The following is a 4410-nucleotide window of genomic DNA, read 5'->3' as shown; positions in this document are numbered from 1 at the left end:
GTCAGGAATCCTTGGGAAGGGCGGCGCGGAGCGCCTGGGCGTAGGCGTTGCGCGCGGTCTGGGCGATGGCCGCCTCGCGCTTGAGGTCGCCGAGCCGGCCGTCGCACCAGCGGAGGTTGGCGACGTTGTCGCGCGCCTCCTTGGAGAGGCTCTCCTCGTCGTACTGCTTGCCGTCGATGGTGATGGTGGCCATGGGCGATCTCCTTGGTGTCCGCGGGTCGGGGGCGGGTTAGCGGGGATCGGCGGGAGGCGGAAGACGAAAGAGCCCCCGGCCCTGGGGCCGGAGGCTCTCGGTGTCGTGGCCGGGCCCGCGAGGGGCCCGGCATCTCGCATCGCTTACGCGAAGTTGTCTTCGCCGAGGTTCTCCCACTGGGTGCCGATCAGATTGATCGTGCCGACCTCGGTGATGACCGTGTCGTCCGCGCCGGTACCGTCCTCGATGAAGAAGACGATGCCGCCGTTCTGATCGTCGCCGTCGTCGTCGTAGACGATGGCAATGTGGGTCGATGCCGTCGCATCGTCACCGACGGAACCGTCGAGCGCAGCCGCGAGATCGGACACGGTCACGACGCTGTCGCTGTCGCTTCCGCTTTCGACCGAGCTCGCCTCGAGGAGCACGACATCACCACCCAGGTTGGTGAAGTTGCCAGCACCATCGCCGCGGAACGTGTTCGCCTCACCCGTGATGAGCGAGAAGTCGAGCACGTCCTCGTCCTCGTCCACCTCGCCGGCCTCGCCGAGGAGATCCCCCTCGCCACCGTCGTCGCCATCATCGGCGTCGAAGTTGACGATCGTGTCGGTGCCGAAGCCCTCCTCGAAGCGGATCGTCTCGTTGGACGCCCCGTTCAGATCGGACTCGTCCAGATCGTCGCCACCGTTCAGGTCGTCCTGATCGTCGGAGACGTCGCTATCGTCGTCGTTGGTCGACAGGACGAACAGGTCGTTCGCGTTGTCGCCGTCGGCGATGATGAGGTTGTCGCTCTCCGCATCCGACTCGCTGCCGAAGTTCTCGAACAGCACGTCGTCGTCTCCGTCACCATCGCTGGTGTCGTAGCCGTCGGGGGCGCCGACGCCGCCGAGGGAGTCACCGTTGATCACGGTGTCGGTGATCTCGATCTCGAGATCCTCGATCTCGTGCTCGCCGTCGATCTTGGAGTAGACGACCAGCGAGTTGCCGGGGCCGTCGACGGCTTCCAGCAGGTTGCTGAGGACGAAGTCGTCGTTGACGGCCCGCTTGATCGCCTGGTTCAGCTCCTGCTCGCGAACGGAGATCTCCTCGTCGCCATCGCCGGGCGTGACGACCAGGTCCGCGAACGGGATCTGGACGGTGACGTTGTAGAACGCGTCGCCAGAGCCATCGTCATCGTCGCCCGACGGACCCTTGTAGCGGACCGTGACCTCGGCGAAGCCGGAGTTGGCCGCGGCGGAGTCGTCGAAGGTGCCGAGCGAGATCAGGTCGTTCGTGGCGCCGGTGATGTTGTCGCCGAAGTCGTCGAAGTCGTTCAGGTCATCGACGTTGAAGCCCCAGGCCGCACCGACCACGTAGTCGATCTGCTCGTGCTCGACGATGTTGCGGTCGAGCGCGAAGAGCAGCTCGTCGGACAGCTGATCCACGCCGGAGTTGTCGGTGTAGATCACGTCGTTGCCCGCGCCATCCTCGATGGTCGCATCGCCCCAGCCATGGGTCCAGATGACGTCGTCGCCATCGCCGCCGTCGATCTGGAAGTCCGACGCGGTGTTGAACACCGCGTTGGTGTACCAGAAGCCGTCGGTGTCCAGCTCGTAGTAGTCCTGGCCCTGATCGTCGATGAACTTGTCGGCATCGCCGACGTTCGTCGTGATGACGTCGTCGCCGTCGTTGCCGTCGATCTCGAGGTTGAAGTCCTCCCGCGAGCCGGTGCCGGCATCGAGGAGGGTCGAGGACGACATGTTGAGCAGGAACTCGTCGTCATTGGTGCCGAGGTCGTAGTCGAAGGTGACGTCGTCATCCTCGCCGTCCGGCTGGCCATCCTGGATCTCGAGGTACTTCTCGACGGTCTCCTCGGTGAGCTCGGCCGTCAGGTCGACGGAGCCGATCATCGCGGAGGCGTCGATCACGCGGACGTCCGAGAAGCCGAAGCTGTTGTGCTGCGGCACGCCGCCCGGCATCGGGCCATCGGTCGCGATCCCGGTGTCGGGACCGCCGGGGAAGAAGATGGGACCGTCGACGGTGATCGTGTCGCCGTCATCGGGGTTGGCCCGGCCGCGGACCACCAGGTCGCCGATCATCTCGTCGGCGGCCGTCGTGGTGTTGTTCGGGCCGTCGTTCTCGCCGTTGATGATGTTGACGACCTCGAGCGAGTTGTTCGTCGAGTTGATCGTCTGCAGCTGGCTGGAGCGGTCGACCTCGATGTCGAACTGCTGGATGCCGATGCTGTCGGAGGTGCCGTCGTCGCCGACCTGGCGGCCGGTCGACATCGCGCCGAACAGGGCGTCGCCGCCCATGGAGCCCTTGCCCACGTCATCGAGCTCGACGTTGAGGCGGATGAGCTCGTCCTCGGTCACGCGCAGCGTCGAGATGGCGCCGAACGTGTCCGTCGACGGCGTCGCGCCGTTGTTGCCCGAATCGCGGCCCAGGACGATGACGTCGTCGCTGGAGGCGTCGATCGTGTCCGCGGGCACGTCGAAGGTCAGGACGAGCGGCAGCGTCTGCTGGTTGCCGACGCCGACGGAGACCGGCGCGCCGAGCGCGACGGAGAAGCCGAGGTTGTCGACGATGCCGGCATCCACGAGCGCCTGCTGCGTCGCGGCCTCGACCTGGTCGAGCAGGTCCTGGAAGGACACGTTCGGGCCGTAGGTGACGCCCAGCTCGTCGGCGAGCTCGACCGTGATCGGCTGGCCGTCGAAGGCGAAGGTGAACTCGACCAGCGAGGCCTCGGTCAGGAACCCGGTCGAGTTGGCGTTCGGGGTGCCCAGGCTGTTGAGCGCGACGGCCTCCTGGTCGAGGACGCGGATCTCGAGCGTGCCGAAGTCCTGCGAGGTGTTGACCGGCTGGTCGAAGTAGACCGCGTAGTCGACATTGCCCGGATCGGTCGAGACCATCGCGACGGTGATGTCGCCGGTGAAGGTGCCGTCGGTGTCGTCCTGGTCGCGGGCGTCCTCGATCACGAGGTCGGCGCGGGAATCGTAGTCCTCCCAGCGGGTCACGCCGGACATGCGGCCGGCGTCGATCTCGACATCGACCATGACGGTGTCGTCGCCGAGGCTGTAGCCGCCGACGTTGTTGTCGGCCTGCGAGGTCAGGTCGTTGGTCTGGTTGGTGTAGACCACGGTCTCGATGCTGGTGGTGATCGGCGAGATCGCCGGACCGCCCTCGGAGGAGAAGATCTCCAGGATGTCGCGGCCCGAACCGCCATCGACGCGGTCGCCGTCGCCGAGCTCGGCGTTGAAGGCTTCGAACGTGTCGTCGCCGCCGGTGCCGGTCAGGTTGTCACGGTCGGCGCCCAGGATGAACGTGTCGCCGGGAACGCCGGGATCGATCGAGGCGATGAACGCGTCGGTGTCGGTCTTGGCCTGCACGAGCGAGGCTTCGGTGCCGTCGATCGTGTCGATGACGTCGCGGGCCTGCTGGCCGGTCGCGCCGTCGAGGTCGAAGTCGACGCCGACCGCGTTCAGGCTGTCGGTGAAGTCGAGGCCGCCCTCGATCTTGTTGCGGATGACCGCTTCGTCGGCGGGCTGGGCGCCCTCGATGATGGAGGTGACGATCTCGCCGACCGTCAGCGCGCCGTCGACGCCGTCCACGGCGTTCTGGAGCTGCTCGGTCCAGAACTCGAGGCCGGCCATGTCGGGCTCGCGGTTGAACAGGTTGGCGTAGAGCTCGGTGACGAACGCGGCGGGGGTGACGGACTCGTCGCCCGCGAAGAACGGATAGCGCGCCTGCGTCTCGGACGCGGAGGCGAACAGCGTCGTGATGTTCACGAGGTTGAAGCCGTCCTGATCGACGACGTCCTCCCAGAACGCGAGGCCGGCCGGATCGGCGGCGCGATCGTAGTAACCGATGTAGATTGCCGTGAGAGCTTCGCGCGGGCTCAGCTCACTCAGGACGATAGCCATGACTGTTCTTCCTTCAATAGTTTAGCCGCGATCCCCCCTGGGGGCCACGGACATCACTGCCGAACCGCCCCCGTCCCCGCCGGCCCGCCCGCTATGCGCGGATCGGCCGGTTGGGTCCCCGAGCGGAGTCAACTGCGCTCCTCCTATCGGCTCGCCCCCGAGGCGACAAGAAGAAAGGTATAGCGGAATGCATACCCTCCCCCCATCGAAGGGGGGCGCCGGGGACGCCGAGCGGCAATCCGCTCATATGAAAGGATTTTCTATCGGCGGTCTTTCGCGGATGGTGCCGGGGATGTTGCCCCGCCGCAACTCGGGAGG

The 4410-nt window shown here is 66.4% G+C and carries 2 protein-coding genes; both read right to left on the bottom strand.

Features of this window, described 5'->3' with window-relative positions:
- Position 1 precedes the first annotated feature (1 nt).
- Complete coding sequence (locus WBA11_RS20195) at positions 2–193, bottom strand: DUF6447 family protein (protein ID WP_424522429.1); 192 nt, start codon at positions 191–193, stop codon at positions 2–4.
- Between the two features lie 143 nt (positions 194–336).
- The gene (locus tag WBA11_RS20190) at positions 337–4092 is read right to left on the bottom strand and encodes a DUF4214 domain-containing protein (protein WP_424522428.1); all 3756 of its coding nucleotides are present in this window, start codon (positions 4090–4092) and stop codon (positions 337–339) included.
- Positions 4093–4410: the final 318 nt, after the last annotated feature.

The organism is Rubrivirga sp., from assembly GCF_049648075.1.
Classification (GTDB): domain Bacteria; phylum Bacteroidota; class Rhodothermia; order Rhodothermales; family Rubricoccaceae; genus Rubrivirga.
Note: the sequence above shows the minus strand (reverse complement) of the source record. Positions and strands in the feature narration are given on the sequence as shown.

Coding starts and splice junctions, on each gene's coding strand:
- WBA11_RS20195 (WP_424522429.1), bottom strand. CDS start 193: ATGGCCACCATCACCATCGACGGCAAGCAGTACGACGAGGAGAGCCTC.
- WBA11_RS20190 (WP_424522428.1), bottom strand. CDS start 4,092: ATGGCTATCGTCCTGAGTGAGCTGAGCCCGCGCGAAGCTCTCACGGCA.